At 55.1% G+C, this 25163-nt stretch carries 20 protein-coding genes; 6 read left to right on the forward strand and 14 right to left on the reverse strand.

Annotation, left to right across the window (positions count from 1 at the left end):
* Positions 1 to 375 precede the first annotated feature (375 nt).
* From pssA to AB1S50_RS14430, 4 genes are all read right to left on the reverse strand, one after another.
* On the reverse strand, positions 376 to 1230 hold the full coding sequence (gene pssA / locus AB1S50_RS14415) for a CDP-diacylglycerol--serine O-phosphatidyltransferase (RefSeq protein ID WP_367151570.1): 855 nt from the start codon (positions 1228 to 1230) through the stop codon (positions 376 to 378).
* Positions 1231 to 1346: 116 nt separating this feature from the next.
* The gene (gene ilvC, locus AB1S50_RS14420) at positions 1347 to 2372 is read right to left on the reverse strand and encodes a ketol-acid reductoisomerase (RefSeq protein ID WP_367151602.1); all 1026 of its coding nucleotides are present in this window, start codon (positions 2370 to 2372) and stop codon (positions 1347 to 1349) included.
* A 26-nt stretch (positions 2373 to 2398) separates the two neighbouring features.
* Positions 2399 to 2893 (reverse strand): acetolactate synthase small subunit, encoded by a 495-nt coding sequence (gene ilvN, locus AB1S50_RS14425; RefSeq protein WP_367151571.1) that lies wholly within the window; start codon positions 2891 to 2893, stop codon positions 2399 to 2401.
* A 13-nt stretch (positions 2894 to 2906) separates the two neighbouring features.
* Positions 2907 to 4643, reverse strand: a complete 1737-nt coding sequence (locus AB1S50_RS14430; protein ID WP_367151572.1) for an acetolactate synthase 3 large subunit — start codon at positions 4641 to 4643, stop codon at positions 2907 to 2909.
* A gap of 439 nt (positions 4644 to 5082) precedes the next feature.
* Here AB1S50_RS14430 and AB1S50_RS14435 point away from each other — a divergent pair, with 439 nt between their 5' ends.
* Complete coding sequence (locus AB1S50_RS14435; RefSeq protein WP_367151574.1) at positions 5083 to 5547, forward strand: DUF4124 domain-containing protein; 465 nt, start codon at positions 5083 to 5085, stop codon at positions 5545 to 5547.
* A 385-nt stretch (positions 5548 to 5932) separates the two neighbouring features.
* Here AB1S50_RS14435 and AB1S50_RS14440 read toward each other — a convergent pair whose 3' ends face one another.
* The 8 genes from AB1S50_RS14440 to AB1S50_RS14475 all read right to left on the reverse strand — a co-directional run bounded on the left by AB1S50_RS14440 (position 5933) and on the right by AB1S50_RS14475 (position 14633).
* Entirely contained in the window at positions 5933 to 7729 is a 1797-nt protein-coding gene (locus tag AB1S50_RS14440) for a DUF885 domain-containing protein (protein WP_367151575.1), read from the reverse strand.
* 577 nt (positions 7730 to 8306) lie between these two features.
* A complete protein-coding gene (gene cyoD / locus AB1S50_RS14445) occupies positions 8307 to 8618 on the reverse strand; it encodes a cytochrome o ubiquinol oxidase subunit IV (RefSeq protein WP_367151576.1) in 312 nt (103 codons plus the stop codon).
* Positions 8618 to 9247 (reverse strand): cytochrome c oxidase subunit 3, encoded by a 630-nt coding sequence (locus tag AB1S50_RS14450; RefSeq protein ID WP_367151578.1) that lies wholly within the window; start codon positions 9245 to 9247, stop codon positions 8618 to 8620. Before AB1S50_RS14450 ends, cyoD begins: the two co-directional genes overlap by 1 nt.
* Positions 9244 to 11334, reverse strand: a complete 2091-nt coding sequence (locus AB1S50_RS14455; RefSeq protein ID WP_367151579.1) for a cbb3-type cytochrome c oxidase subunit I — start codon at positions 11332 to 11334, stop codon at positions 9244 to 9246. Before AB1S50_RS14455 ends, AB1S50_RS14450 begins: the two co-directional genes overlap by 4 nt.
* Before the next feature lie 10 nt (positions 11335 to 11344).
* Positions 11345 to 12343: a cytochrome ubiquinol oxidase subunit II gene (locus AB1S50_RS14460; RefSeq protein ID WP_367151581.1), complete on the reverse strand. Its 999-nt coding sequence runs from the start codon at positions 12341 to 12343 to the stop codon at positions 11345 to 11347.
* Between the two features lie 607 nt (positions 12344 to 12950).
* On the reverse strand, positions 12951 to 13211 hold the full coding sequence (locus tag AB1S50_RS14465) for a hypothetical protein (protein WP_367151582.1): 261 nt from the start codon (positions 13209 to 13211) through the stop codon (positions 12951 to 12953).
* 88 nt (positions 13212 to 13299) lie between these two features.
* Positions 13300 to 14073: an SIMPL domain-containing protein gene (locus tag AB1S50_RS14470; protein WP_367151583.1), complete on the reverse strand. Its 774-nt coding sequence runs from the start codon at positions 14071 to 14073 to the stop codon at positions 13300 to 13302.
* A gap of 137 nt (positions 14074 to 14210) precedes the next feature.
* Positions 14211 to 14633, reverse strand: coding sequence for a serine hydrolase (locus tag AB1S50_RS14475; protein ID WP_367151585.1), 423 nt, complete (start codon positions 14631 to 14633; stop codon positions 14211 to 14213).
* Between the two features lie 544 nt (positions 14634 to 15177).
* Here AB1S50_RS14475 and AB1S50_RS14480 point away from each other — a divergent pair.
* The 5 genes from AB1S50_RS14480 to AB1S50_RS14500 all read left to right on the forward strand — a co-directional run bounded on the left by AB1S50_RS14480 (position 15178) and on the right by AB1S50_RS14500 (position 20603).
* Positions 15178 to 16206 (forward strand): efflux RND transporter periplasmic adaptor subunit, encoded by a 1029-nt coding sequence (locus AB1S50_RS14480; protein ID WP_367151586.1) that lies wholly within the window; start codon positions 15178 to 15180, stop codon positions 16204 to 16206.
* Positions 16207 to 16296: 90 nt separating this feature from the next.
* The gene (locus AB1S50_RS14485) at positions 16297 to 16992 is read left to right on the forward strand and encodes an ABC transporter ATP-binding protein (protein WP_367151587.1); all 696 of its coding nucleotides are present in this window, start codon (positions 16297 to 16299) and stop codon (positions 16990 to 16992) included.
* On the forward strand, positions 16989 to 18146 hold the full coding sequence (locus tag AB1S50_RS14490; RefSeq protein ID WP_367151588.1) for an ABC transporter permease: 1158 nt from the start codon (positions 16989 to 16991) through the stop codon (positions 18144 to 18146). The genes AB1S50_RS14485 and AB1S50_RS14490 overlap by 4 nt, the downstream gene beginning before the upstream one ends.
* 16 nt (positions 18147 to 18162) lie before the next feature.
* Complete coding sequence (locus AB1S50_RS14495) at positions 18163 to 19338, forward strand: ABC transporter permease (protein ID WP_367151589.1); 1176 nt, start codon at positions 18163 to 18165, stop codon at positions 19336 to 19338.
* A 761-nt stretch (positions 19339 to 20099) separates the two neighbouring features.
* Positions 20100 to 20603, forward strand: coding sequence for a hypothetical protein (locus tag AB1S50_RS14500; RefSeq protein ID WP_367151590.1), 504 nt, complete (start codon positions 20100 to 20102; stop codon positions 20601 to 20603).
* A gap of 216 nt (positions 20604 to 20819) precedes the next feature.
* Here the strand turns inward: AB1S50_RS14500 and AB1S50_RS14505 are convergent, their stop codons facing one another.
* Positions 20820 to 23879, reverse strand: a complete 3060-nt coding sequence (locus AB1S50_RS14505) for an efflux RND transporter permease subunit (protein WP_367151591.1) — start codon at positions 23877 to 23879, stop codon at positions 20820 to 20822.
* A 35-nt stretch (positions 23880 to 23914) separates the two neighbouring features.
* Positions 23915 to 25054 carry an efflux RND transporter periplasmic adaptor subunit gene (locus AB1S50_RS14510; RefSeq protein WP_367151592.1) on the reverse strand — a complete coding sequence of 380 codons (1140 nt, stop codon included), beginning with the start codon at positions 25052 to 25054 and terminating at the stop codon, positions 23915 to 23917.
* Positions 25055 to 25163 lie beyond the last annotated feature (109 nt).

The raw sequence follows: 25163 nt of genomic DNA on the forward strand, positions 1-25163 counted from the left end.
AGTACTTAAACGCACTTCTTCAACAACCCAACAGCCTCTCTGCGAGACCAAAACAGGTTCAAAAGACAAAACTCCTGATGCCTGCGGGAGATGTGCATCTACACTCCTCCTCTTTATTTGACAGCCTTTTTACTGAAAGATTTTCTCAACAAAATCAATCAGTTGGAGCTGTCAGTCGCCACTTCTCAAGCAGCGAGGGCGCGAACTATACGCACTCAGACTTAACCGCGCAAGCACTTTTACGCGCCGAAATGAACTTTCTTTGGCGGGACGCCCCGATGGGGGCAGAGGCCCTTCGCCGACCCCCGGGATCGGGCCTGCGCCAGCGACAGCTTACAGCAAGAGGCAGGCTCTGCGTGTCGCCAATTTCCTCCTTCACTCCAACCCGTCGGTAGCCGCTCCCCGCTTGCGCTTTTGCGCGATACGCCACAGCCAGGTGGCCGGGCCGGACAGGGTATAGACAACCGCAATCGTCAATAAGACTCTCGGCGGGTCGATGGTGATAAGGCTGAATACCAGGATAACGGCGAGCATCATCACAAACGGCACCCGACCCTTAAAATCCAGGGTCTTGAAGCTCGCATAGCGAAAATTAGACACCATCAGCAGGCCGGCGGCAGCGGTGGTCACGGCGGCGACGATACCCACACCGATGCCCACGTCGGCATCGTAACCGGCCCACACCATACTGGTGACGATGGCCGCCGCGGCGGGGCTGGAGAGGCCGATAAACACACCCTTATCGACCTTGCCAACCTGGGTGTTGAAGCGCGCCAGTCGCAAGGCCGCACAGGCCGCGAACAAGAAGGCGGCGGCCCAGCCGATCTTGCCGAGCGGCCCCAGCCCCCAGCTGAATACCACCAGCGCCGGGGCAAGGCCGAAGGACACCATGTCCGACAGGGAGTCGTACTGAACCCCGAAGGCACTCTGGGTATCGGTCAACCGGGCGACGCGGCCGTCCAGGCCATCGAGTATCATAGCGGCAAAAATGGCGATCGCGGCCGCCTCAAAATTGCCATTCATGCCGGCGATGATTGCGTAGAAACCACTGAACAGTGCGCCGGTGGTAATCAGGTTGGGCAGCAGATAGATACCGCGGGCGCGCACCCGGGTACCGGCTGCCGACATTTCCTCTTCGATGTGCTCATCGACCGGCAGCCGAATCTCATCGGGCGCCTGTTCTGTTGACGACCCCGCCCGGGCTTTTCCGCCTTCCCCTGTGTCGCTCATGGTATCTCCGTGTCTACACTTCGTGGCAGCCGAGTTTACAGCGAATGTCGACCTTCGGCATAGAACAGAAAAGCGTCGGGGTCAGTATCGGACCCGCTCACCCGGCCCTCCAGGGCTCAGCCGTTGCCCTCAGTCTTGTCGATGATTTTGTTGGCCTTGATCCAGGGCATCATGGCGCGCAGCTTGGCGCCCACCTGCTCGATCTGGTGCCCGACCCCTATGCGGCGCTCGGCCTTCAGCCGCGGCTGGCCCGCCAAGGACTCCAGCATGAAGTCCTTGGCGAACTTGCCGGTCTGGATATCTTTCAGTACACGCTTCATTTCCGCTTTGGTTTCATCGGTGACGATTCGCGGTCCGGTGACATAGTCTCCGTACTCGGCGGTATTGGAAATAGAGTAGCGCATATCGGCGATGCCACCCTGGTACATCAGGTCGACGATCAGCTTGAGCTCGTGCAGACACTCGAAATAAGCCATCTCCGGCGCATAGCCCGCCTCCACCAGAGTTTCGAAACCGGCGCTCACCAGTGCGGAGACTCCGCCGCAGAGAACGGCCTGCTCGCCGAACAGGTCGGTTTCGGTCTCCTCGCGGAAGTTGGTTTCTATGATGCCGGAACGCCCACCGCCGTTGGCGGATGCATAGGAAAGCGCCAGCTCCCTGGCCTTGCCGGAGGCATCCCGGTAAACGGCGATCAGGGTGGGCACACCGCCCCCTTCCAGGTAAGTGGAGCGCACCGTATGGCCGGGCCCTTTGGGGGCTATCATGATGACATCCACGTCCTGGGGCGGCTCGATCAGTTCGAAGTGCACGTTAAAGCCGTGGGCAAACGCCAATGTGTCGCCGACCTTCAGGTAGGGAGCCACCTGCTCCCGGTAGACGGATGCCTGGTACTCGTCCGGGGTGAGTATCATTACCAGGTCCGCCTCCCTCACCGCCTCGGTCACCTCGGCCACACGCAGGCCGGCCTTTTCGGCCTTGGCCCAGGAGCTGGAACCCTCGCGCAGGCCCACGATAATATTCTTCACACCGGAATCTTTCAGATTGTTGGCGTGGGCATGGCCCTGGGAGCCATAGCCAATGATGGCTATGGTCTTGGATTGAATTAACGATTGATCACAATCTTTATCGTAAAAAACTCGCATCACTCTCTTTCCTGTTTCGTATCAACTCATCGAACACTTAAAACTTTTTCGCCGCGGGCAATGCCGGACACACCCGAACGCACCACTTCCATGATGCTGTGCTGGCCGAGCGCCTGCAGGAAGGCGTCCAGCTTTTCTTCGGTGCCAACCACCTGTACTGTGTAAATACTGCTGGTGACGTCGACAATCTGGCCGCGGAATATGTCCACGCTGCGCTTGATCTCCTCCCGCTGGGCGCCGGCGGCGCGCACCTTAACCAGCAACAGCTCCCGCTCTATGTGGGAGCCCTCGGTGAGATCCACCAGTTTCACCACATCGATCAGTTTGTTCAGGTTTTTGGTCACCTGCTCTATCTTGTGGTCATTGCCGATAGTAACCAGCGTCAGGCGCGACAGGGTGGCATCCTCTGTGGGCGCCACGGTGAGACTCTCGATGTTGTAACCGCGCTGGGAAAAAAGCCCAACCACACGGGACAGCGCCCCGGGTTCGTTCTCCATCAGAACTGAAACTATTCTGCGCATCGCTATTACTTCCCTAGGTTCGCTCTGTCTTGCTCAGCCACATGTCTCTCATGGAGCCGTTCGGCATCACCTGCATGGGGTATACATGCTCGGACGGGTCCACATAGACATCGATAAATACAGTGCGATCCTCAATGGCAAAAGCCTGCCGCAATTTATCGTGCAGTTCCTCGCGGCGCTCGATTTTCACTCCCAGATGTCCGTAGGCCTCCGCCAGTTTGACAAAATCGGGCAGCGATTCTTCATAGACAGAGTTGGAGAGCCGGCCTTCGTACTGCATCTCCTGCCACTGCTTGACCATGCCCAGGGCCTGGTTGTTGAGGCACAGGATTTTCACCGGCAGGTGGTATTGGGTGGCGGTGGACAACTCCTGAATACACATCTGTATGCTGCCCTCGCCAGTCACACAGATCACCTCGGAATCCGGGTGCGCGATCTTCACCCCCAGGGCCGCCGGCAGGCCGAAACCCATGGTGCCGAGACCGCCGGAGCTGACCCAGCGGCGCGGTTTGTCAAACAGATAATATTGCGCGGCGAACATTTGATGCTGCCCCACATCGGTAGTGACAAACGCATCGCCCCAGGTGATCTCGTGCACCGCCGCTATGACTTCCTGGGGCATGAGCATGTCGCCATCGGTGCGATAGCGGGGTGCCGCATAGATGCCGTGGCGCTCGCGCCAGTCGTCTATCTGTCGCCACCAGTCGACGATGGCCGACTGGTCCGGCTGTGTTTCCGACAGCGCCACCGCCTCCAGCATCTCGGCGAGCACAGATCGCGCGGTGCCGACAATTGGAATGTCGACAATGATGGTCTTGGAAATGGAGGCCGGGTCCACATCGACATGGATAATCTTCGCCCCCGGACAAAACTTGCTCGGCGTATTGGTGACCCGGTCATCGAAACGCGCACCCACGGCGAGAATTACGTCCGCGTGGTGCATAGCGGTATTCGCCTCGAAGGTACCATGCATACCCAGCATTCCGAGGAACCGCTTGTCGGTGCCGGGAAAGGCCCCCAGCCCCATCAGCGTGTTGGTTACCGGATAGTTGAGTTTGCGCACCAGCTCAGTGAGCAGTTCTGCGCTGTCACCCTGGATGACGCCGCCACCGGCATAGATAACCGGGCGCTTGGCGGATAGCAGCAACGCAACCGCCTTGCGGATCTGGCCGCTGTGCCCCCGGTCGGCGGGCGAGTAGCTGCGCATGCGCACCTTGTCCGGAAAGGTGTAGGGGAAACGCTCCGCGGGATTGGTCACATCCTTGGGCACGTCGATCACAACCGGCCCCGGCCGGCCGCTGTTGGCGATGAAGAATGCCTTTTTCACCACCGAGGGAATCTCCTCGGCTGTATTGACCAGAAAGCTGTGCTTCACCACCGGGCGCGAGCACCCCACCATATCGGTTTCCTGGAAAGCATCCTCGCCAATTTTGTCGCGCGGCACCTGCCCGGAAATCACCACCATGGGAACTGAATCCATATAGGCGGTGGCGATGCCCGTAATCGCATTGGTGGCCCCGGGGCCCGAGGTTACCAGCACCACACCGGGCTTGCCGGTGGAGCGGGCGTAGCCGTCCGCAGCGTGGGTAGCTCCCTGCTCGTGGCGCACCAGAACATGCTTGATCTCCTTCTGGCGGAAGATGGCATCGTAGATATGCAGCGCAGCCCCGCCGGGGTAGCCGAAAATCAATTCCACCCCTTCATCCTGCAGCGCGCGAACCAGCATGTCGCCACCGGAGAGTAATTCCACCGCAGCCCCCTCAAATTTCCCGTTTTGTAGGATATCTATCACCCCAAAGCCCCAAAAAGGCCCTGCAGTGACAATGACAAGCCGGGATTGTAAAGGAAAATTATGACAAATATCAGCCCAAAGGGCGATTTTTGTTCAATCTTTAGGATGAACCTGCCAATAGGGTATGGAGAAGCGCCGTCCGCGGCCCAAAGGGACACGAAAGCATTGTGGCTGGGCAGGTTAAGGTAGTACGAATAAGGCCCGGGGATGCCCCCTGGCAGGCTGTTGAAAAACACTTTTTCACCAGCCTGCTAGAGGACACACCACTGGCGCAAGCCCTCGGGGATCTACCAGGGTTAGACGGTTAAACTGTTAAGGCGGTTATGGGATTACCTTCCCAGCCCGGTACAATGCACACAACAAAAAGACTAGACACGGAAAGGGATAACTCATGCGCATGGCTCTCGTGACTTTGATTGCCGCCCTGGCCATGACCGCCCAGGCGGACGGTATCTATAAGTGGGTGGACGAAAACGGCGTGGTTCACTTCGGCTCCCAGCCCCCGCCAAAGAATAAAGAGGTGGAAGTCATCAGAACACCCAAATCCGACCGCTACAAACAGTGGGAGGCGGAGCAGCAGGCACTGCTGGCAACGCAAAAAGCCGCGGAGCAACCGGTCCAGGCCAATAAGCAACCCGCAGTGAAAGCCGAGCCAGAACCCCGGCAGCAGGTGGATACTTCGCAGGCCGAGCGGGCGATACGCGCCCAGCGCTGCCGGCGCGCCCAGGACAATTTGCAGGAACTAACCAGCCACTCCCGGGTCCGCGCAGTGGGACCGGACGGCGAATTGAGGGTACTGCCGGAAGAGGAGCGACAGGAGCGCATTGCTAAGGCCCGGCGGACGATTCGCGACAACTGCTGATTATATTATTAACGCGGCAATCAAATATTGCCGGGTTAATGTGGCACAAGGATGTGCCACCGCCAGCCGAAGGCTGACGCGAGCCCTTGAAATACAAGCAACTCCGCGCAGTTGCGCCAGTATTTAAAGGGCGACAGTCAAATATTTCAGGACGAAATATTTGACTGTCAGGTTAATAGCGGGATCAGGGCGGCCGCTTCCCGCAGGGCTGCCATGGCATCAGGGGTGAAGATAGGCTGACAGCTGGCTAAAAAACCTTCCTTGGCTTTCCCCAGCCCGGGTTTGCGACCCATGTCCGCAAACCTTCCAGGACAACTCAAGCCGTTACACGCATGATTTGCGGCCTGCACGCCCCTGTTCGGGTCAGCGGCGGCATCACCGCCGATCAGCCCTCCCCTGTCTCATAGGGGTTCTTGCCGCCACCCTCAATCCAGGCATCCAGCTCGGACGCCAATACCGGCAGGGGCACCGAGCGCAACTTCAAAATCGTGTCATGGAAATAGCGCTGATCGAACTCTGCTCCCAGGGCTTCTTCCGCTTGCGCACGCTTGCTGCGGATCAGCATCTCGCCAAGCTTGTAAGACAATGCCTGCCCCGGCCAGGAGATATAGCGGTCCACCTCGGTGGTGATCTCGTGCTCCGACAGGGCCGTGTGTTCGCGCATATAGTCCAGGGCCCGCTCGCGACTCCAGCCGTACAGGTGGATACCGGTATCCACCACCAGCCGGCAGGCACGCCACATCTCGTAAGTCAGGCGGCCGAACTCCTCATAGGGTGTATCGTATACCCCCATCTTGGTGCCCAGCCACTCGGTATAAAGCCCCCAGCCCTCACCGTAACCGGAGAAGTAGTTGTCCGCGCGGAACTGGGGGATGTCGCCCGCCGTCTCGCTGGCAATGGCGGCCTGCAGGGCGTGTCCCGGCGCGCACTCGTGCAGCGTCAGCGCCGTCAGCGTATACAGCGGCCGCGACGGCAGGTCGTAAGTATTCATCAGGCAACTGTCCAGGCCACCGCGCCCCGCAGTGTAAAAAGGGGCTATCGCATCCGGCACCGGCAGTATGGTAAAGCGCCGGCGCGGCAACATTCCCAGTGTGTCCCCCAGGGCACCGTCAACCCGCTTGGCCACATAGGCGGAAAACGCCAGTAACTCGTGTGGGGTCTTGGCATAGAACTGCGGGTCTGTGCGCAAATACTGCAGAAACGCCGGCATATCGCCCACAAATCCCGTCTGTCCCTTCACCACCTCCATTTCTGCACGGATTCTCGCCACCTCTTTCAGGCCGCGCTGGTGAATCTCTTCCGGGCTCAGCGCCAATGTGGTGTAGGCCTTTACCTGGCTGCGGTAAAAAGCGTCGCCCTGGGGCAGATCCTGGGCGGACAGCGACGTGCGGGTCTCGGGCAGATATTCGTCCAGGAAAAATCTGTGCATCCCACGATAGGCCGGAATCACTGAAGTGCGGATCGCCTTGCGCGCCTCGGCCTGCAGCTCCCGCTGCAGATCAGCCGGAATTGAATCGGGCATGGACTCCATGGGGCTCCAGAATGGATTGTCGGAGCCCTCCTGCATATAGGGGGCAAAGGACTTATCGCGCCCCTGCAGAGTCACTCTCGGCACACTGTAGCCCCGCGCCAGGCCCGCGCGCATATTCTCCATTTGCTCTGAAAAGAAACGCGGCAGGTCTCCCATGCGCGCGATATAGCTGCGATATTGGCCTGCATCGGCCAAACTGCCGCGGGGGGAGAGGTGCGTCCAAAACAGGGAATCGGAATTAAGCGGTGCCTCATAGGTGCGGTAACGCACCTCCGCCAAACGGGACTCGATTATCTGACGGAAAACCGCCGCGTTGATACGCTCTTCGTGGCTGAGCTCCTGCAAAGGTATTTGCTCCAGCTCCGCCAGTGCCGCCTCCCAATAGCGCCGCCGAGCCTCCTGGGAAGCGGTGTCCACTGACGGAAAGCGATTGCCCGGCAGCCACTCCCCTTCCGCATCCTTGACCATCGCATTCTGCTGCTTGCGCCAGTCGTATTCGGCGTTGTACAACGCCTGCAGACGTCGATCCGCCGACTCACCACTATTCTCCTTGGCAACTGCAGTTCCGAACGGCAAAAAAAACGTCGCAAAAGCGGCGACAATCATTACTTTCCTTGATCGACTCTGCTTGGATATAAGCAAACTGGACATAAGTGGGGCTCCGGAAATCATAGTGACTCCCGGGACACCATAGGAACCACTGGCGCACCGGGTCGCCTGATACTAAGCGGACAGGCCCGCATGTCAATGGCAAGGTGTGAATATTCAATCGGCTTGGTTCACATTCAATTCAGTCGATCAAGTCGAGATACCATCGACATTCGGGAAAATAACAAAACTCCAAAACAAAAGTATCGCGAAATATTTAGACACAGAAAATCCTAAAGGGTATCTTTCTATAGGAAAGACCGGGATCACAATAGCCTTTACACCACCCCAGGCTGGCGCCTCTGAGTCACTATGATAAGAAGTGCATCGCATCAACCGCGCCTGCAATGTGATAAGGAAAAACTATTGTTTCGGACGGAACCCAAGGTGTTATTGAGAGTTCAACGGCAGTCGCATTTTTGTTATTAACCTGGCGTCAGCCTTCGGCTGGCGGTGGCACATCCTTGTGCCACATTAACCCGGCAATATTTGATTGCCGGGTTAATAAAAAGCCCCGCTCACAATTAAACTAAGCGATGCACTGAAACTGGCTAATTCGCGGAGCTAAAGTGTCCCATCGCTAATGCATACGATGGGATAAATTGGCCATTATAAAAATGGTGCCTCCCGCCATAATACCGAGCAGCAACACAGAGAACAGTATCAACAACAGGTCCTCCCGCTTCTGTTGCGACAGGTCAATATGCAGAAAGTAGCGCCCATGCACGACGATCTGCCACAGTGCGCACACACCGATCACCACCAGGACCACCGAGGCGGGCAGCTTCTGCCAGGCAACCAGGCCGAAAGGAATCAGGGTGAGTGCCAGGGCCTTGCCGAAGCCGATGAGGTAACCTCGCACTTCCCGCTCATAACTGGGCGGATTGTTCATCAGGCAACGCCTCCCAGATAGACAATGGAGAAAATCCCGATCCATACAATATCGAGAAAATGCCAGAACAAACTCAACTGCAGCAGCCTGACTTTCACCACTGTATTGGTGCCAAACACCTGAAGCTGAATCAGCATAACGACTATCCACACACAGCCGGCGGCCACATGCAGGCCGTGTAAAGGCACCAAACCGAAAAAACTGGAGAGATAGCCAGATCGGTCGGGCCCCGCACCCATGGCCAACATATCGTGGAAGTCATGCAGCTCCATATATAAAAAAGCCAGGCCCAGTAGCAGTGTAATCACCATCCAGAAGTTTATCCTCGGCAGTGAATGCTTATGTCGCACCGCTAATGCTGCAAATCCGAAGGTCAGGCTGCTGATGAGTAATACCATCGTTTGGGCAAATACACTGCCGAGATTGGTCACATCTACTGGCGTCGGTCCTTCGGCATATGACCAGGGGGTTTGCATGGTGATGTAGGTGGCGAACATCAGGCCAAAGATAATCAGGTCGCTCATGAGAAACACCCAGAAACCAAATACCTTGGTTTCGGCGGTCTCGTGGTCCTCACCGTGATGCTCTCCCAGATTGATACCCGGGTGCCTTAAGGTCCCGGTAATCATGGTGCCGGCTCCATGGCAGCTAGCCCGAGGTTATCCGAGGTGGTTTCCCTGTCTCGCGTTATTCCCTGAACCCGGCCAATAGCATCCAGCCAGTCCCGGTGCTCTCGTTCCACCTCCGCGGCCGGTATCACTCTCTCCTGATCACTAAAGAAACTACGCACTATTAGCACTAAGGGTAAAACGGCCGCAGACAACACCACCAGCCACCAGATATACCAGGTAAGGGCCATACCCAAAATAGTGAGAGCGATCATATAGATCATGCCTATCGGGGTATTACGCGGCACAGCAATATCTTCATAGTGATCCGGGTGGAGGTAGGCCCGGCCAGTGGATTTCAGTTCTGCGAAGCCATCCCGGGCAGTTACCCGGGGCAGCACGGCAAAATTGTACTCGGGTGGCGGCGAGGGCGTAGACCACTCTAGGGTGCGCCCATTCCAGGGATCGCCCAAGGGTACCCGTGTCTGAGCTCTGTCACGCACACTTACCCAAAGCTGCACCAGCAAAGTAAGCAGGGCTGCGAAAATCAGTGTACCTCCCACCAGGGAGACCATAAATACAGGCTCAAATAAAGGGTCAGTGTAAGTTACCGAGCGTCTGGGCATACCCATCAAACCCACCACATACAAGGGTAGGAAAGTAAAGGCAAAGCCGGCTATCCACAATAGTGCGGCAGCCCGACCCCATTTTTCGTTTAGCCGGTAACCGAATACTTTAGGGAACCAATAATTGAGTGCCGCCAGGAGGCCAAACAAAACACCGGGAATAATCACATTGTGGAAATGGGCCACCAGAAACAAGGTATTGTGCACCTGAAAGGATATAGTCGGATTGGCCAACATAACCCCTGTTACACCGCCAATAGTGAACAGCATAAAAAAACCAGTAAGGTAGATCACCGGCACTGTAAAACGGATACGGCCTCGAAACATAGTGGCAATCCAGTCGTAGATTTTTACCCCGGTAGGTACCGCAATCAGCATCGATGCAATACCGAAGGCAATATTGACGTTGGGACTTTGCCCCATGGTAAAAAAATGGTGCAGCCACACAGCAAAGCTCAATACAGCGATCACCATGGTTGCATATACCAGCGAAGCATAGCCGTACAGACGCTTGCCGGAAAAGGTGGCGACGATTTCCGAGTATATGCCATATGCGGGAAGTACCAGCAAATACACCTCCGGATGACCGAACAACCAGAAAAGGTTGATGTAGTTCATCATATTGCCGCCGAGGTCATTGGTGAAAAAATGAAAATCCAGGTACCGGTCAAGGGCCAGGGTCGCGGTGGCGACGGTCAGCGGCGGCATTGCGAAAATCATAATGATAGCCGTGCAGAGCACCGTCCAGGTGAACAGCGGCATACGGAACAGGCCCATGCCCGGGGCTCGCTCCTTGTAAATGGTTACCGCGAAGTTGATACCGCTCAGGGTTGTGCCGATTCCCGCAATACCTACCGACCATATCCAATAGTCCGGTCCAGGACCCGGATTGAAGGCCCTGCCGGTGTAAGGCGGTGTGCCCTGCCAGCCACCGGTTGAATAATCGCCCACCGCCAACGATATCATCACCAGCGTCGCACCCGCCGCCGTCAATGCCAGGCTGATCTGGTTTAACACCGGAAATGACACGTCACGCGCACCTATCTGCAGCGGCATCACATAGTTGATCACACCGGCAATAAATGGCATCGCGACAAAAAATATCATGATGGTGCCGTGAGTGGTAAAAAGCTGCGCAAAGTGGTTGCCCGCCAGAAAGCCTCCATCCAGGCCCAGAGCGTGCTGGGCAATCATTATAAAGCCTTCGATAACACCCCGGGTCAGCATCACCAGTGAGAGAACGATATACATAATACCGATGCGCTTGTGATCCGTGCTTGTCAACCACTCGAACCACAGGGTTCTCCACCAGCGGTAGTAGGTGATCAGACTTACCACTACCACTAACCCAATAATCAAAATAGCGCCGGCGGCGGCGGCAATCATTTCATTGACACTGGGGTTTTCGATCACCCTGAAAAGCTGGAAGGATTCCGGTGAAATCCGGCCGGTCAGCCAGTGCCAGGAATCGTCTGTATTCACGAAGATCCCCCTATTTATGAAGTTGCGGCGTTGTATCCGGCGGCGCCGGCACTCGATACAGCACACCTCCAGGCTGCTCGGTCATCGGAATATTTTCACCGGTATGGTAGCGATCGATAACACTTTGGTAGAGCCCGCGATTTATCCTATTGAAATACGTTATCCCTTCGGGCATTTGTGCATTGGCAAATACCTGATGAACCTGCGCCTTGCTTGAACGCTGTGCCAGTCGTGCATAGGTAGTTTTATCAAGTCTGACGCCGACAGATCTCGCGTTCTCTATCCACGATTCAAAATCATGGTTGCTCAGTGCTATAGCCTTAAATTTTTGGCCGGCAAAACCGTCGCCGTTAAACTGGGTATTTTCACCTTCAAACACACCGACTGCATCAGCCTTGATATAAAGCTTTGTCTGCATACCCGGCATCGTATAGATCTGCCCGGCCAGGGGACTTATGAGAAAAGATTGCATCACCGTATCGCTGGTGAGAACCAGGGAAACAGGCGTGCCTACGGGAAAAGCCATCTCTCCGATACTGGCCACGCCGTATTCAGGATAGATAAACAGCCATTTCCAATCCAAACCAACCACCTGAATATCTAACGGCGCCCGCTCCGGATCGATCGGGCGATAGGGGTCCAAAGATTTGGTACTGTGCCAGAGCTGCACGGATAACGAAAAAATAATAAGAAAGGGAATACCCCACATCACTGCGTCCAGACGCGCCGAAAACTCCCAGTTAGGGGTATAGCTCGCTCGCTTGTTTTTGTAGCGATAACGCCACAACATCAACGGCACCAGCAGGAAGACGGGGCCCGCCGCAAGCATCGACAGCCAGATCACTCTGATAAAATGCGATTTCTGGGCTTCTGCTATAGGCCCCTTGGGGTCGAGAAAGGATTGAGCATCAGAACCGCAGCCGGAAGTGAGCAGCGCTACTGCGGCTACCCAACAGACAATTGGTACTCTATCCCGCAGTACTTTGAGATAAAAAATCTCTGTTTTCATTTTGCATTAACTGGCCTAAAAATACTCGGCGCATATTTACGGGTGGTCAATGAAACGCTCAATCCAGCGATGAAACTTGTTCGGTCCAGTATAGCAAAACCCTGCAATAAACAAGGCGGCTCTTACAAAAAGCTGATCCACGCCTATCCCACCGGCAGATCAGCCTGAGTTTGATCGGTAGCAGCGCGGTTGCTCGGACAGAGTATTTCGGGCAGGCTCTGGATTGTCTTTTATCATTTAAGGATGCCTTAGCAAGAGAGGCAATACAATGAGACTGGCTGTTCAGAGTGTCTATCTGTGCTTTATTCCGTTTAGTTTGGCGCCCGCATCAAATGTCGGACCCTTTTTCGAAAGGTACGAATTTATTAACCCCACCAGCATGGGCCGTAGCTGCCTCTCATAAAGCCTACCAGAGGTTTTTTGCGCAAAACACTTCTTTAAACATCGAATCAACTGCCGGTTGACTTTCGGCACTGCACGGCAGAGGAAAACGCACCATGGAATGCGGCGTCCCTCTTGAATGTATTTTTGGCCAATGCGCTCGGGCTGTTTCCTGAAGCTTGTTCATCACGAATCCGCCAGCGATTCTGATACTGGTGCACAAACATCAGCAGCAATAGAGAGAGGTCATGATCGCCAGCCATCCCCGAGCCGCCAATCCGGTCTTTCCCCTACTCCATGCCTTACTGCTTCCGAAGTCGTTCTGCCAGATGTCGAAGTGCTTCTCCTCGCCCCAACGGCGCAAGTATAAAAATGCTCCTACACCGGGAGTCAAACTCATTGCGTTGGCGGGAAATTCGAAGCCATTTCCATCCTGTGTCTGGTATTGAATCAGCCGCCAGCGCGCCTGACTGGATTTGAGTGTCACTCCCTCGCCTCACAAAACCCCCTTCTTTTCAAGAAGATGTGTCAGATTTGGCCTGAACTGATCCAGCGAACCGGTGCATTCAAACTGGTTAATTTGCAGAGCCATCAATGATAAAGTCGACATATATGCCGGCCTCATATTGCACCTCATCAAAAGACGGCTCCCTTGATTCGCTGTATGCGGCATCCCTTTCATCACTATCGATCCGACTGGCTGTCACAACAATTTCCTCCAGGATCAGTGCCCCTTGCGTAGCCCTTTGCTTCACATTTGATACTCTAAAAGCTACAGGCTTCAATTTCACGCCGAGGCTTTCTTCGTAGAACTTCTTTTGCGCCATTACTTTCTGAACCGCCAATTCCTTGACCTGCATTTCAAACTCATTCTTCTTTGTATGCTCAAACAAGGTGTCGGAAAGCTCGGCCTCTATATGCTCATCAGCCACTTCAGCCACCCTGTTTAACTGGGATTCATCGGTTATACTGACAGCGATACGATTAACAACCTCATAACTACTCGGTTTTTTACCAAACCAGCCATATTGCGGAGAGGTGGAGAACTTTGAGCTGTTAATATTTTCAGCGGAAACTCCGGAAGAAGTTAATGCTTGTGTTATCACTTCCCTAAGCTGGCTATTTTTAGCGATGGCCTCAGAAAGCACCTTCTCTTTCGTCTTTATCACCAAACTTACCAATGCCTTATCTGTATACGCCTTCTTTTCTGCTTCGGCAAATATGGTTACAACCTCCTCTTTTGGATAGAGAAAACCTCTAAGCTCATCTGGATTGCCTTTTATTTCCGTAACCGACAATGCCTTCAATGGAAAAATTGCGAACACAAGAAACAATATAAAGTTTTTCATAGTCTTCTCTTTGTCAACTCGGTAGCCGATCAGCCGCGGCAAGCCTGCCGTGTGAATAAGCAATTGTGTGGCCGTGATGTCTCCGCTTGCGGGGACATTTCTTCCGCGAAACTGGGGAACGAATCCGCGAGTGTATCCTAAAACCGCATTATGCCCTGTTCAACCAGACGCGCAATCATTGTTGCAGTTAAGGCTTTGGCATTGGAACCAATGTACCAACGACCGTCGATAGTGACAGGTTCCGGACGACCCTGTGCGCAAACGCCGCCCGCCGCCTCAACAGCGATCCTGCCATCGATTTGAGCCAGTGTGGTAGCAGCAGGAAGGTCGTTTTTGCTACAGGTCGCAATAAATGTCTGTACGGAAAATGCCCGCAGCCCATCGTCCGCATGGGCGATAAGGGTTCCCGCCAGGAGAGCGACTTTAAGAAAAACCTTTGAAGGAATCCTGATATACCGGCCACGCATCCCAGGGCCTGTATTTAAAGCGGCATTCCTTCTAAATCTTAAATTGGCACTGGGAATTATTAAATCAGCATATAATATTAGTGTTGTAGACATTCCACCTATGCCGCCTTATGCTACTCCGCTAAAACTACTAGAGCTATAGCGACAACTTCTACTGCGGTAGATATTGCACTTAGTTTTCCGTCGACCAGATACCATCCCCGACGGCGGCAATTTCAACATAAGCGGGATTAGTTGACTTAATGCATGTTATGACAGCAATGACCCATGGGAAGGGTTGAGCTTCCTTTAACCATGGGTTACCGGGGAAAGAACTGCAAAAGCTACTTCAGGCTTTCTTATGATATTGGGCGCTTGATTATCTCTGTTAGGCGCCGTCTTCTTGCTGGTACCTACTTATTAACCTGACAATCAAATAGTTCGTCCTGAAATATTTGATTGTCGCCCCTGAAATACTGGCGCAACTGCGCGGAGTTGCTTGTATTTCAAGGGCCCGCGCCAGCCTTCGGCTGGCGGTGGCACATCCTTGTGCCCCATTAACCCGGCAATATTTGATTGCGGGGTTAATATTTTAGAAGTTTTCGAAAAACACAGAGAAATTTGCTGTGTTGAGACACCTTTGTAGAGTAAGAGTCAGATGGGCAGAAATACCAGCGAGCTTCTCGGCCAATTGAAAATTAACCGGGAGGCAGCTCCGGAATCCAACTCCCGGCCCACTATCATCGCAGCTTCGGCTGGTGTCGCCGCCGGTCTGTTACTGGGCATCTTCGCAACTACCCTATTGGACGATGAAAAGCCGGCGCCTCAACCAATCGCCAAAGCGGTCGCCCAGGATTCCACTACCCCCAAAATACAGCCCGCCCCGGTTATTGAACGCGAAACAGTGCTCAACGCCTCCGGCTATATCACCGCGCGGCGTATGGCCACTGTTTCCGCCGAAGTAATGGGCCTGATTACCAGCGTGGACGTCGAAGAGGGCATGAGCGTGACCGAAGGCCAGGTACTGGCGCAGCTGGACGACGCCAAAGCGAAGGTGAACCTGGACTTTGCCCTGGCCCAGATCCAGGTATTGCGGGCGCGCCAGGCGAGCATTGTCGCCAACCTGGAAGAGGCCCAACGCCAGCGGGTACGCTTTGCGGGCCTGATAGACAGACAATACTCCAGCCGCGCCCAGCTCACCCAGAGCGAAGCCAGAGTCGAGAGTCTGCAGGCGGAACTCTCCAGCGCCCTCGCGGATATCAAAGTGGCGGAGATCGAAGTACAGCGACAGAGGGAGCGGCTGGAGGATCACACCATACGCGCGGCCTTTGCCGGGGTGGTCACACAGAAAAATGCCCAACCCGGCGAAATCGTTGCGCCCAGCTCTGCCGGCGGCGGTTTTACCCGCACCGGCATCTGCACCATCGTCGACATGGATTCCCTGGAAATCGAAGTGGATGTGAACGAGGCCTTTATAGGCCGGGTCTCTCCGGGGCAGAAAGTGAATGCCAACCTGGACGCCTACCCGGACTGGGATATTCCGGCCACAGTGGTTGCCATCATTCCCACGGCTGACCGGGCCAAGGCCACTGTGCGGGTGCGTATCGGCATAGACAGGACAGACCCCAGAATCCTTCCGGATATGGGTGTCAAGGTGGCGTTTCTACAGCGGGAAGCAGAGGGTTAGTGGCGAGCTGCCTGTTATCGGAAAAAACAGCTTTTCATTGAGTCTACTGGCAGGCAAGACAATCAATAAAAGTACTGGAGGGATTAAGTGATGTCGCAGGACGTATTGTTTCAATTAACGGGCGTGAACAAGAGTTTTGTCAAAGGCAAAGAGAAAATCTCCATCTTTAACAACCTCAACCTCAGTATCAACCGTGGTGACTTTGTCGCCATTATGGGTCCTTCCGGCTCCGGCAAAACCACACTGCTGAATATGCTCGGCGGCGTGGACCAACCCAGTGGCGGTGAAATCTGGTTCGATGGCGCGCGCATGGACAACTTGGGCGAGGGCGCCCTGACTCGCTGGCGCGCGCACAATATCGGCTTTATTTTCCAGTTCTACAATTTGATGCCAATGCTCAACGCGGCGCGCAATGTGGAGCTGCCCCTATTGCTGACCAAACTGTCCAAGGCGCAACGGAAACAGAATGTCGAGACGGCCCTGGCCCTGGTGGGCCTGTCCGACCGCACTAAGCATATGCCCAGCGAAATGTCCGGCGGCCAGCAGCAGCGGGTGGCCATAGCTCGCGCAATCGTCTCGGACCCGAAACTGCTGCTATGCGACGAACCCACCGGCGACCTGGACCGCACCACTGCCGAAGAAATCCTCGAGATGCTGCAGCTACTCAACCGCGAGCACGGCAAGACCATTGTCATGGTTACCCATGACCCGGCGGCGGCCAAGTACGCGAACCAGACGCTCAATCTGGATAAGGGCAAATTCGTGCAAAAGGAATTGGTGGCATGAGTGATCTCTACCTAATTTACAAGAACCTGACCAGGAAGCCGCTGCGGCTATTCCTCACCTGCTTTGCGATCTTTATTGCCTTCCTGATTTTTGGTGTCGTCACCACCTTCAAAAGCGCCCTGGATTCCGGCATCGAGATGTCCGCGGACAACCGTCTGGTGGTATTCAACCGCATCAACTTTACCGTGTCGCTGCCGGAGAGTTACTTCCAGAAGGTCGCGGCGGTCGAAGGTGTCAGGGATGTGACGCACCTGAACTGGTTCGGCGGCTACTATCAGGAGCCCGCCCAGCAGCTGAGCATAATGGCGGTAGAACCGGAGTCCTACCTGCGTATTTATTCTGAACAGCTGGTACCAGAAGAGCAACGCGAAGCCTGGATACGCAACCGCCAGGGCATTCTGGTAGGGGAGAAACTCGCGGACATGTTCGGCTGGAAACTCGGCGATCGGGTGCCGATTTCCTCCAATATCTTTTCCCACAAAGAGGGCGGACAAACCTGGGATTTTGTCGTTGAGGGAATCTTCTCCGCCAGCGACGAGCAGGCGGAAACCCGCATGGCGGTTTTCCACTACAAGTACTTTCAGGAGACTACCACTTTCGGCGGCGACAACCTCGGCTGGCTGGCGCTAACCACCGAAGATCCGTCCCTAAACGAGCAGGTGGCAAAAACCATTGATGAAATGTTTGCCAATTCGCCCTACGAAACGGACACCAGCACCGAAAAAGCCTTTAACAAGGCCTTTATCGAACAGTTGGGCAACATTGGCCTGATCATATTTGGTGTAGTGTTTATGGCCTTTTTCACCATCCTGGTAGTCGTCGGCAACACTATGGCGCTGGCGATCCGCGAGCGTACCGGAGAGATAGCCGTGTTGAAAACCCTCGGTTTTTCGCGCCAGCGGGTATTCGGAATGGTGCTGTCTGAATCCCTGCTGGTCTCTCTGCTGGGCGGGGCCGCCGGTCTGGCAGTGGCTTACTTTGTGCTCGAAGCGGTCAAAGCCACCCTCGGCCAATTTCTGCCCAATCTGGTGATGGATCGGGGTTTAGTGCTGCAGGCAATTGGCTATATGCTGCTGCTGGGCCTGCTGACCGGTCTGGTGCCGGCAGTCAACGCGCTGCGACTGAATATCGTTACGGCTTTTAACAGGGGATAAAGGAATGCGCTCTTTAATGTCTCAAATTGCCACCGTAACGGTGATGAATATCCGCAGCTTGCCCCAACGCCTGTGGATGTCGCTGGCGATGGTGCTGGCCTCCGCAGTAGTGGTGGCGATACTGCTCGCTTTTCTGGCCATGGCCAAAGGTTTCGAGGCCACACTGAGTGGCGCAGGCTCCGACACTATTGCGGTCCTGACCCGGGAAGGGGCGGCGGCAGAGATCAACTCGGTGGTCACCCGCGAACAGGTCAATCTGGTGGCCGATTCCCCTGGTATCGTCCAGGATGCCCAGGGAGCGGATATTTCTGCAGAGCTCTATGTGATCGTTGACGGCACCAAAAAGAGTTCCGGCACCGACGCCAATATACCGCTGCGCGGCCTGGACGCGCGCGGTATGGCAATGCGCAGTAATATGGAACTGGTTGAAGGGCGCATGTTCACACCGGGCACCAATGAGATGATCGTGGGCGCCGGTGTGCTGCGGGAATTTGACGGTTTTGCAATCGGCCAGGAAGTGCGCTTCGGTAAAAATGTATGGACGGTAGTAGGCGTCTTCTCGACCGGAGGTGATATCTTCGAGAGCGAGCTATGGGCGGACGCCAGGATGATCCAGAGCCACTACAACCGGGGCAGCAGTTACCAGGTAATCCGCGCACGACTGGAACAGCCCGGCGACCTGGCACCACTGCAGGAAACCATCGACCAGGAACCGCGGCTGAACCTCGAGCTAAAAACTGAAGCGGAGTATTTCTCGGAGCAGGGCAAACAGCTGCAGTACATGGCCATCTTCGGCCGCGTAATCAGTTCTATCATGGCTCTGGGAGCCCTGGCTGGGGCACTGAATACCATGTACACCTCGGTGGCGAGCAGGGCAAAGGAAATCGCCACCCTGCGCGCCCTCGGCTTCGGCAACTTCTCCGCCTTCTGCGGCACCATTGCCGAAGCCCTGGTACTGGCTGCCGCCGGCGGTCTGCTCGGCTCCCTGGCTGCCTTTGCCTTCTTCGACGGGCTCAACACATCCACCCTCGGCGGCAGTTTTACTCAGGTAGTATTCAGTTTCGAGATGTCGCCGGACCTGTTTGTACAGGGCGCAGTACTGGCGCTACTGATCGGCTTCGTCAGCGGTTTCTTCCCGGCTTGGCGCGCAGCGCGGATGCCGGTCATTGTGGCCTTCCGCAATGAAGCCTAACCATTTGTTGTCCCGAAAGGACAAAACAATAAGGCGTGGCTAGAAAGTCGTAAACAGCACGGGCTGATTCAGGGGTTCGTCCCCATCAGCCCGACACAGCCAATCCAGCACCAATAGTTGGCATAACGTCCAGCCTGCGGTACCGAGGGCCAAAAAGCTTCAGGCGAATACTGGTAATACTGCAACTATGTTCGAAGTCAGAGTGAAGTTTAGCTACGCTTGTTTCGAGCAGGTAATCGGGTAGCAACCTGACTGGCATGAGATCCAAATCCACAAGGGGATATCGTTGACAAGACCGCACCATACGGGAAGTACACCATTCTTAGATTTATTCTCTCTCAAGCTGAACAATTTAATCGAACAATCACCATAGAAAATTTACTATCGACCAAGATTATCAATTCCAGAGAAACTAAAATTAGGAAAATTTATTCTTATTTACAGGCACAGTGTGCCGTCGATTCTTTAACTTTATCCAGAAAATACGCGAAGTTCTTTATCAACCTCTCTTAAAATACATTGAATTTAATTGTCCTCCACCAATAAGAAATTTCTATAATTAACTCAAATTATTTTTACTTATTCTCCCCGAAAGGCCATTTAAGTATCAATTAGGCAGCAAACAACGTAAAGTAGCATTGTGCACCCCAAAAAACGTTGCCACAACCTATTACATAGAATATGCTGAAATCGCTGTAGGAATTATTGTTAATTTTAGCTCAAACTTTTAATTAAATTATTTATCAATTTAAGGAAGGCATATGCTTAAAATTATAAATAGCTTTTCTCACCTGGCAGCCTCAATCCTCCTTATAGGATTTTCCCAATTTAGCCAGGCTAATATCTTGGATGGCGATTGCAGCGTCCAACTACAATGCCCGGACAACTCTATTATCAGTTGTGAGGGGAGCAATTACAGTTGTTCGACTGGAGCTAACTATGTGAGCTGTAATGGGCAGACTACCCATTGTAATGATTGTGTCGCTCCCCCAGTGATGGATATTGTAGAGTTAATCCCCGCATACTATCCTCCTCAACATCCTTATGGCCGCTACGAATTATCACCAGGCACAGCAGGGCCTAATTATTTTTGGTCAGTTAATTACGGTGAAATTATGAGTGGCAGCCCCGGAGATCAAGTGGTCATAAAATCCTCTTCTGTCGGCTGGTTTACCATTACTGTGACCGCAACTTCCACGGTACCTGGCTGTGATAAAACCACCATATTCTCGGAGAATTTTTATGTTGAGGAAAATCCCTTCTAACAACTAGATACAGCAAGGGAGCTAAAGAAGGCATTACCAGCAATCTATTGATCCGGATAGGGATGTTCGGATCGCAAATCGAGTGTGTAATTGCTTAACTCTTTTGTCTCGGAAGGTTTGTGGACATGCTCCGAAAATCCGGGCTACGAAAAGCCAGAAAAATCTTTTTCAGAAAATCGCTAGTGCTTCGTTCCCTGTTAGATCAGGAGGTGAAACTTAATACTGCGGGACCTCGTGATAGTCCCTGCCCAAGTAGAGATACATGGCCGGCACCACAAATAGTGTAAACAACGTACCAATAGTCATGCCGGTGGAGATCACAAGGCCCATGGCGAAACGGGCCCCGCCGCCGGGGCCGGCCGCCAGCAGCAGGGGCACCATCGCCAACACCAGTGAGGCGGTTGTCATCAGGACCGGGCGCAACCGGATAGCGGCGGCCTGTTCTATGGCCTCCCGCTTGCCCAATCCCTGCTCCTGCAGTTTGTTGGCAAATTCCACAATCAGGATACCGTGCTTAGAGATGACTCCGATCAAAGTTACCAGACCCACCTGTGTGTAGATATTCAGCGTCGTCAGGCCGAGGCTGACAAATATCATGGCGCCACACACACTCATGGGGACGGTCACCAGCATAATGAGGGGGTCGCGCCAGGATTCGAACTGTGCAGCCAGCACCAGGTAAATTACGATAAGGGCAAAGAAAAACGTCACTACCAGTTGGGAGCCCTCAGCCTTGTACTGCCGGGACTGGCCGGAATAATCCACGCTATAGCCGGGAGGCAGGATTTCCATCGCGGCGGTTTCCAGCACCCCCAGTGCCTCATCCAGTGTAATACCCGGGCGCGGCACGCCGGATATGGTTACCGCATTCAGCTGCTGAAAACGTTTGAGCTGCTGCGGTTCGACCCTTTCCTGCAGTGTAACCAGGGTGGAAATAGGTACCAGGTCGCCACTACCGGTGCGAATATAGTATTGCTTGAGCTGTTCGGCGCTGAGTCGTTCGACCCGCACCACCTGGGGTATGACTTTGTAACTGCGGTTGTCCAGGGAAAATCGGTTGACATAGGCACCGGACAGCGCCGAGCCGAGTTCGCGGCCGATATCCGCCATGTTGATGCCCATGGCGGCGGCCTTGTCCCGGTCGATCAATACCCGCTGCTCGGGCTTGTCCAGCTTCAGGTCGCTATCCACAAAAATAAATTTTCGGCTGGCATAGGCACGCTGCATGATTTCGTCAGCGAATACAGCGAGGTTTTCCACCGGCTCGGTGGCACCGATTACAAATTCAACCGGGAGATTGCCGCCGGCGGTGGGCAGGCTCGGCGGGACCACTACGGCGATTTTAAGCCCGGCAATATCTGTCACCTGCCCACTGATAATCGCCTGCATCTGGTGGGTATCCCGGTGGCGCAAATTCCAGGAGTTGAGCACGAAACCGGCGATAGCGCTGTTGCTGGCATTGCCGGAGCCACCTACGCCGTTCAACAGGAAGAGATTTTCCACTTCCGGGTGGGCATCGGCGATAACATTGAACTCCTGAGTGAAAAGCTCCAGGTAGTCCAGCGTTGCATAAGCATCCGCGGAGGAGATGGTCAACACCAACCCTCTATCCTCGTCGGGCTCCAGTTCCCGGGGAGAACCCAGGAACAAAAAATAACAGCTGGCCAAAACAATCAAACCGAACACCAGCACCACGATACGATCATCCAGGATGTTGTGCAGGCGGCGTCGATAGCTGCCCTGCATACGGTCGAACAACTGTTCCAACCACTGTTCCAGCCGCGTGCCGCCATCATCGTGCGGTTTCAGTATATTCGCCGCCATCATTGGCGACAGGGTCAATGCGACCACGCCAGACAGCAGCACCGCCCCCGCCAGGGAAAACGCAAACTCCACAAACAGGGTGCCGGTGAGTCCACCGAGAAAGCCAATAGGCAGATATACGGCGATCAAGGTGGTGGTCATGGCCACTACTGGCCAGGCGAGTTCCCGCGCACCTTTTATCGCCGCATCCCTGGGCGCCATACCCTCCTCGATATGCCGGTGGACATTTTCGAGCACGATAATTGCGTCGTCCACCACGATACCGATTGCCAGAACCATGGCCAACAGGGTGAGCAGGTTGATGGAAAAGCCCATCAGCAACATCAGGAACAGGGCTCCAACCAGGGACAGGGGCACTGCCACGGCCGGGATAACGACACTGCGCACAGAACCCAGAAACAAGTAGATCACCAGAATGACAATGAGCACCGCCTCTGCGATGGTTTTGACCACCTCGTAAATGGAATCCTCGATATACTCGGTGCTGTCGTAGGGGATCTCGCCGATCATGCCCCGGGGCAATTGGGGAAAAATATCAGTCTCCAGTTTTTCGCGCACAGCGCGAATCACTTCCAGCGCATTGGCGTCCGGCGCCAGCTCGACGGCGATGAAGGTGGCGGAGCGGCCATTGAAGGTGACCGAACTGTTGTAGGACTCGGAGCCCAGCTGCACTTCGGCCAGATCCCCCAAGCGCACTATCCGGTCGCCATCGGCGCGCACCACCAGCTGCCGGAAGGCCTCTTCGGTGGCGATGTCCGTGGCCGCAGACAGTTCCACCGCAACCATTACACCTTTGGTTCTGCCCACTGCGGCGAGTACATTGTTGGCACGCAGTGCCCGGCTGACATCCGCCGGTGTCACCTCCAGCGCGGCCATGATTTCCGGCTTCAGCCATATACGCATAGCAAATGTTCGATTGCCGAGCAGGCGGGCGCGCTGCACCCCGGCAATAGTGGACAGCTTGGGCTGCACCGTTCGGATAAGGTAATCGGTGATCTGGCTGCTGGTGAGCACTTCGGAGGAAAAAGACAGATACATGGCGGCGACGGTCTGCCCGATGGCCATATCCACAATGGGGTCTTCGGACTCCTCGGGGAGTTCGCTGCGCAGCCGGTTTACCTTGGCCACCACCTGGGTCAGCACCTCGTTGGCGTTGTAGTCCAGGCGGACATAAACGCTAATGGTGCTGAGCCCCTGGACACTGGTGGACACCATGTAATCGATACCGTCCGCGGAGGCTATTTCCTGCTCCAGGGGAGTGGTGATAAATCCCTGCACCAGGTCCGCATCCGCACCGATATAGACGGTGGCGACGGTAATGACAGCGTTTTGCAGTTCGGGGTATTCGCGCACGTTGAGTTCGGCCGCCGCGCGCAAGCCGAGCAGCAGTATAAAGAGGCTCACCACCGCCGCCAGCACCGGCTTGCGAATGAATATCTCGGTAAAGTTCACCGGTTGCTCCGGCGCGAATTAGTCTGACAGCGCATTCAGCGATTTTCCGGCTGGGGATGGAGGTTCTCGGGAGGGGTTATGGCGTCGTTGATGCGCACCGGGGCGTTATTGCGCAGTTTGAGCAGTCCACTACTGGCAACCGTTTCGCCCTCCTGCAGCCCTTCGACTATTTCCACCAGATCGCCGCGCTCCTCGCCGGTTTTCACGATACGCTGGCGGGCCAAAAGCGCATCACCCGGCTGCTCCCGCTCTAGGACGAACACTGTATTGCCAAAGGGCGCATAGCTGATGGCAGTTCTCGGCACCACCAGCACGCGGCGCTCGCCGGGCAGCAAGATAGAGACATCGGCAAACATCCCCGGGCGCAAACGACCGTCGGGGTTGTCGATGGTGCCCTGCAGCAGAAAGTTACGGCTGGCGCTGTCTACCTGCGGGTCTATGGCAGTGATCCGGCCGGGAAAGACTTCCCCGGCAAAGGCACTGGTGGTTACGGCAATTGCCAAAGTCACACCGACCCTGGCGAATTCCTGTTCCGGCAGAGAAAAATCCACATAGATAGGATGCAGCTGTTGCAGGGATACCACCGCGTCGCCCGGATTAACATTCTGCCCCAGGTCCACCTGGCGGATGCCCAGCCAGCCACTAAAAGGAGCGAGGATACGTCGCTCTTGAATGGTGGCGCGCTGTACAACAATATCAGCCAGAGCCCGATCCAGGTTGCGGATGGCGTCGTCCAGTTCCGCTTCGGTGGCGACGCCCTGCTTGAACAATCGCCGCAGCCGCTCATGCTCGCGCTCCGCCAGGCGCAGTTCCGCCTCCAGGACCCCTAACTGCGCCGTTTCCGGATCTGCGGACAATTCCACCAACAGATCGCCCTGATTGGTCTGCTGGCCGGAGCGAAAATAGATTTTGCGCACCACACCCTGGGCCTGAGTGGTTACCTCGACGCCGTGCACAGCGCGCAGACTGCCCACCGCCGCCAACCGCAGCCGCCAGACCTGGCTCGCGACCTCAGCTGAGGTCACTGTGGCCGGCGGCATAGGCATAGTGTCGAAGGCCCGGTTCATCATCACCCTGCCAAACAGCTTGAAAGCGAAAATACCGCCAAACAACAGCAGGCAGCCGAGCAACATCAGCAGCATGCGCTTGTTTAGTATTCGCCTTGATCCAGCCACACACACTCCGGGCAAATCGCCAGCCGGCGTCACCAGAGGCGAATCCGCGCACCCGCCCGGGGCCGCGTTCGTGGCGCAGGGCACAGGTGACGCCGAAAATCAAACACCG

This window comes from Microbulbifer discodermiae (assembly GCF_040742695.1).
GTDB lineage: Bacteria > Pseudomonadota > Gammaproteobacteria > Pseudomonadales > Cellvibrionaceae > Microbulbifer.

Bases quoted from the DNA above. Each gene is read 5' to 3' on its own strand.
- AB1S50_RS14495 (WP_367151589.1), top strand. From the start codon at position 18,163: ATGTCTCAAATTGCCACCGTAACGGTGATGAATATCCGCAGCTTGCCC.
- AB1S50_RS14485 (WP_367151587.1), top strand. From the start codon at position 16,297: ATGTCGCAGGACGTATTGTTTCAATTAACGGGCGTGAACAAGAGTTTT.
- AB1S50_RS14440 (WP_367151575.1), bottom strand. From the start codon at position 7,729: ATGTCCAGTTTGCTTATATCCAAGCAGAGTCGATCAAGGAAAGTAATG.
- AB1S50_RS14470 (WP_367151583.1), bottom strand. From the start codon at position 14,073: ATGAAAAACTTTATATTGTTTCTTGTGTTCGCAATTTTTCCATTGAAG.
- AB1S50_RS14475 (WP_367151585.1), bottom strand. From the start codon at position 14,633: ATGTCTACAACACTAATATTATATGCTGATTTAATAATTCCCAGTGCC.
- AB1S50_RS14480 (WP_367151586.1), top strand. From the start codon at position 15,178: ATGGGCAGAAATACCAGCGAGCTTCTCGGCCAATTGAAAATTAACCGG.
- ilvN (WP_367151571.1), bottom strand. From the start codon at position 2,893: ATGCGCAGAATAGTTTCAGTTCTGATGGAGAACGAACCCGGGGCGCTG.
- cyoD (WP_367151576.1), bottom strand. From the start codon at position 8,618: ATGAACAATCCGCCCAGTTATGAGCGGGAAGTGCGAGGTTACCTCATC.
- AB1S50_RS14500 (WP_367151590.1), top strand. From the start codon at position 20,100: ATGCTTAAAATTATAAATAGCTTTTCTCACCTGGCAGCCTCAATCCTC.
- pssA (WP_367151570.1), bottom strand. From the start codon at position 1,230: ATGAGCGACACAGGGGAAGGCGGAAAAGCCCGGGCGGGGTCGTCAACA.
- AB1S50_RS14460 (WP_367151581.1), bottom strand. From the start codon at position 12,343: ATGAAAACAGAGATTTTTTATCTCAAAGTACTGCGGGATAGAGTACCA.
- AB1S50_RS14490 (WP_367151588.1), top strand. From the start codon at position 16,989: ATGAGTGATCTCTACCTAATTTACAAGAACCTGACCAGGAAGCCGCTG.
- ilvC (WP_367151602.1), bottom strand. From the start codon at position 2,372: ATGCGAGTTTTTTACGATAAAGATTGTGATCAATCGTTAATTCAATCC.
- AB1S50_RS14450 (WP_367151578.1), bottom strand. From the start codon at position 9,247: ATGATTACCGGGACCTTAAGGCACCCGGGTATCAATCTGGGAGAGCAT.
- AB1S50_RS14435 (WP_367151574.1), top strand. From the start codon at position 5,083: ATGGCTCTCGTGACTTTGATTGCCGCCCTGGCCATGACCGCCCAGGCG.